The sequence below is a fragment of the Microbacterium sp. Root166 genome (assembly GCF_001427145.1).
Lineage (GTDB): Bacteria > Actinomycetota > Actinomycetes > Actinomycetales > Microbacteriaceae > Microbacterium.
Genome location: NZ_LMGL01000003.1, coordinates 533,751 through 537,996, shown reverse-complemented (window position 1 = coordinate 537,996; position 4,246 = coordinate 533,751). Strand labels below are relative to the sequence as shown.

Here is a 4,246-nt window from a genome sequence, read left to right as displayed (position 1 = left end):
GCATTTGACAAGTGCACGCTGTTGAGTTCTCAAGGATCGGATGCTCCCACCAACCAGTCTCACGACCAGCCCAGCAGGGCAACTTCACTATCTTATCCATCTCGGTCCGTCTGTCAAACCGACGCGCCGAGGCCGTGAAGCCTGCAGCACCGTCGAAGACCGCGGTCAACGAGAGGAAGACTCCCAGTCTAGACCCGGAGGCCTGACACCTCAATGAGGTGTCGTGATTGGGAGGTGGTCCGCCGCTTGAGGGGGGTAAGGCTCTCGGCCTCTCCGCTTCCCTGTGGGGCGAACAAGAAGAACGTTACGTGAGATCCCGCCCTCTGGCCAATCCGGGCCGCAGCCCGGGCGTGTCGCACGACCGCCCTGCGCCTCCACCGCCCGAGAATCCCCCGGTCAGGGCCGAGACGACGGCCGCGGCATCCGATTCCGTCCAACCAGGGCGCGCAGCGCCGCCGGAACAGACTGGACGTCGGCGCTAGCGTGGAGACATGAGTGATCAGCGATGGGTCTGGGCCGTCGGCCTCGCCACGACAGCAGAAGACGGCACCGTTCTCGACACGTGGTACCCCTCCCCCGAGAAGGGCCGCATCCCTCTCGGCCTCGACCCGGCCATGCCGCCCGACGAGCTCGAGCGCCTCGCCGTTCCCGACCCCCGCCGCGCGGTGACGGTCGACGTCGTGACGATCGAGATCGACATCGACGCACCGCCCGCGTCGACCTCCGATGCGTACCTGCGCCTGCACGCGCTCTCGCACCGGCTGTTCGCCCCCAACGAGATCAACCTGACCGGGATCTTCGGCCACCTGCCGAACGTCGCGTGGACCAACGCCGGCCCGATGCATCCCGACACGCTCACCCGCCAGCGCGCGTTCCTGGCGCGCGACGGCGTGCAGGTGCAGGGTCTGGACAAGTTCCCCCGCCTGCTGGACTACGTCACCCCGCCCGGCGTCCGGATCGCCGATGCCTCGCGGGTGCGCCTGGGCGCCTACCTCTCCCCCGGCACGACGGTCATGCACGAGGGTTTCGTGAACTTCAACGCCGGCACGCTCGGGCAGAGCATGGTCGAGGGACGTATCTCCCAGGGCGTCGTGGTCGGCGACGGCAGCGACATCGGCGGCGGCGCCTCGATCATGGGCACCCTGTCGGGAGGCGGAGCCCACCAGGTGTCCGTCGGTGCCCGCACGCTGCTGGGCGCGAACGCCGGCATCGGCATCTCGCTCGGCGACGACTGCGTCGTCGAAGCGGGACTGTACGTCACCGCGGGTTCGAAGATCGTCCTGGCCGACGAGCCTGCTCGCGCCGACGGCACGCGCCCCACCGTCAAGGGCGCGGAGCTCTCGGGCCGCGACGGGATCCTCTTCCGGCGCAACTCCCTGACCGGAGCGATCGAGGCCGTCCGCCGCGCCGGCGCCGGCGTCACCCTGAACGAGGCGCTCCACGCCTGACAGACGCGAAGAAGGCCGCGGACCCGAGGGTCCGCGGCCTTCTTCATGTGTCGGTCACCCGCGCGGGTAGTCGCGCTCGCCCGCGCCGATGTACAGCTGCTGCGGGCGGCCGATCTTGGTCTGCGGGTCACTGGCGGCCTCGCGCCACTGCGCGAGCCAGCCGGGCAGTCGCCCGATGGCGAACAGCACGGTGAACATCCGCGTGGGGAAGCCCATCGCCTTGTAGATGACTCCGGTATAGAAGTCGACGTTCGGGTACAGCCGACGCTCGCGGAAGTAGTCGTCGTTGAGAGCGATCTCCTCGAGCTCCTTCGCGAGATCGAGCAGCGGGTCGCTCACGCCGAGCGCGCTGAGCACCTCGTCGGCGGACTCCTTGACGAGCTTCGCGCGGGGGTCGTAGTTCTTGTAGACCCGGTGGCCGAAGCCCATGAGCTTGACGCCGTCTTCCTTGTTCTTCACCCGCTCGACGAAGCGCTGCACGCTCTCGCCGGAGTCGCGGATCCTGCCCAGCATGTCGAGCACGGCTTCGTTCGCGCCACCGTGCAGCGGACCGTAGAGCGCATTGATGCCGGCGGAGATCGACGAGAACTGGTTCGCGCCGGTGGAGCCCACCAGGCGCACGGTCGACGTCGAGGCGTTCTGCTCGTGGTCCTCGTGGAGGATCAGCAGGCGCTCGAGCGCCCGCGACATCACCGGGTTCACCTCGTAGACCTCTGACAGCACACCGAAGTTGAGCTTCAGGAAGTTGTCGACGAAGCCGAGGCTGTTGTCGGGGTAGAGGAACGCCTGGCCGACGCTCTTCTTGTGCGCGTACGCCGCGATCACGGGGAGCTTGGCCAGCATCCGGATCGTGTTGAGCTCGACGTGCTCGGGATTGTTCGGGTCCGACTCGTTCTCGTAGTACGTCGAGAGCGCCGAGACGGCCGAGGACAACACCGACATCGGGTGCGCGGTGTGCGGCAGCGCCGAGAAGAAGCGCTTGAGGTCTTCGTGCAGCAGCGTGTGACGACGGATGCGCTCGTCGAACTGGCCGAGCTCGTCCGCGGTGGGCAGCTCGCCGTAGATGAGCAGCCACGCGACCTCGAGGTACGTGCTGTTCGTCGCCAGCTGGTCGATCGGGTACCCGCGGTAGCGCAGGATGCCGTTGTCACCGTCGATGTAGGTGATGGCGGACTTCGTGGCGGCCGTGTTGACGAAGCCGTAGTCCAGCGCGGTGTGACCGGTCTGGCGGGTGAAGGTCGACAGGTCGACGCTCGGCGCCCCATCGGTCCCGCGCAGCAGCGGGAACTCTGCCGTCTTGTCACCGATCGTGAGGGTGGCCTTGTCCTGCTGGGTGCCTGCGTCGCTCACGGCGCCTCCTCGCGATTTCTGGTCGTGTACGGGGGTGTCGTCCGCCTCGCAGACGCATAGGAAGCGCCTTCCAAGGACGGCAGCGGGGGCGGAGATACCGCACCGCCGCGTTTCCTACAGCCTAGTGCGCCCGGAAGCCTACTGCGGACACCGCCAAAGGGCTGCGGCATCCGATGGAGGAATCCTCAGATCGCGGCGCGGAGGCGGTCCGCCGCCGCCGTGATGCGCTCGTCCGGCGCTGTCAGCGACAGCCGGACGTGCTGCGGGAAGTGGGTGCCGTAGAAGTGCCCCGGACCGGCGAGGATGCCCAGATCAGCCAGTCTGCCGATGCTCTCCCACGCTTCGCGACCCTCGGTCGCCCACAGGTACAGGCCCGCCTCGCTCGCATCGATACGGAATCCGGATGCCTCGAGCGCGGGCTTCAGCACCTCACGGCGCCTGCGGTACCGCTCCTTCTGCGCCGCGACGTGCTCGTCGTCGCCGAGCGCGGCCACCATGGCGGCCTGCACCGGCGCGGGGAGCATGAGGCCGAGGTGCTTGCGCGCCGTGAGCAGCCGGGCGATCAGCGCAGGGTCGCCGGCGAGGAACGCGGCGCGGTACCCCGCGAGATTGGACTGCTTGCTCAGCGAGTAGACCGCGAGCACGCCGTCGGGCGAGCCGTCGGTCACCCGCGGGTCGAGCGCCGACGGGATCGGCTCGGCGTCCCACGGCGCCTCCCAGCCGAGCTCCGCGTAGCACTCGTCCGACGCCAGCACGGCACCGAGCTCGCGCGCTCGTCCGACCGCGGAGCGCAGCGCCGCGACATCGAGCACGCGGCCGTCGGGGTTGCCCGGCGAGTTGACCCACGCCAGCCGTGTGGCCGCGGGCCACTCCGCCGGGTCGTCGGAAGCCACAGGCGTCGCCCCGACCAGGCGCGCGCCGACCTCGTACGTCGGGTAGGCGGCACGGGGATGAACGATGACGTCACCGGGTCCGAGGCCGAGCAGCAGCGGGAGCAGCGCGACGAGCTCCTTGGAGCCGACGGTCGGCAGCACGTGATCCGGGGTCAGCCCGGCGACGCCGCGACGACGCTCGAACCAGGCGGCGATGGCTGCACGAAGGGCCGGCGTTCCCATGGTCTGCGGATAGGCGTGGGCGTCCGTCGCGGTGCGCAGCGCCGTGGCCACGACCTCCGGCGTCTCGTCGACCGGCGACCCGATCGAGAGGTCCACGATGCCGCCGGGGTGCGCCCTGGCCCGTGCCGCATAGGGCGCGACGGCGTCCCAGGGGTAGTCGGCGAGGTCGGCGACGCCCATGTCAGCGTGCGGATCCGTCGGCGCGGCTCACGGGGCCTGCGGCGGAAGCTCGGCGATGACGGGGTGGTCCTTGTGGATCACGCCGACCTTGGCGGCGCCGCCGGGTGAGCCGATGTCGTCGAAGAACTCGACGTTGGCCTTGTAGTAGTCCTG

General features: G+C 69.4%; 3 protein-coding genes and 1 pseudogene. 1 reads left to right on the top strand and 3 read right to left on the bottom strand.

Translation table 11 applies throughout. The annotated features are described in order from the left end of the window. Positions 1-491: 491 nt before the first annotated feature. Positions 492-1,448 (top strand): 2,3,4,5-tetrahydropyridine-2,6-dicarboxylate N-succinyltransferase, encoded by a 957-nt coding sequence (dapD, locus tag ASD56_RS14315; protein WP_055967086.1) that lies wholly within the window; start codon positions 492-494, stop codon positions 1,446-1,448. A 54-nt stretch (positions 1,449-1,502) separates the two neighbouring features. Here the strand turns inward: dapD and ASD56_RS14310 are convergent, their stop codons facing one another. The 3 genes and pseudogenes from ASD56_RS14310 to ASD56_RS16520 all read right to left on the bottom strand — a co-directional run. Continuing rightward, entirely contained in the window at positions 1,503-2,798 is a 1,296-nt protein-coding gene (locus ASD56_RS14310; protein WP_082541489.1) for a citrate synthase, read from the bottom strand. Positions 2,799-2,983: 185 nt separating this feature from the next. Beyond that, positions 2,984-4,093, bottom strand: coding sequence for a succinyldiaminopimelate transaminase (gene dapC, locus ASD56_RS14305; RefSeq protein ID WP_055967083.1), 1,110 nt, complete (start codon positions 4,091-4,093; stop codon positions 2,984-2,986). Positions 4,094-4,120: 27 nt separating this feature from the next. After that, positions 4,121-4,246: pseudogene (locus ASD56_RS16520) on the bottom strand (ferredoxin); the annotation flags it as partial.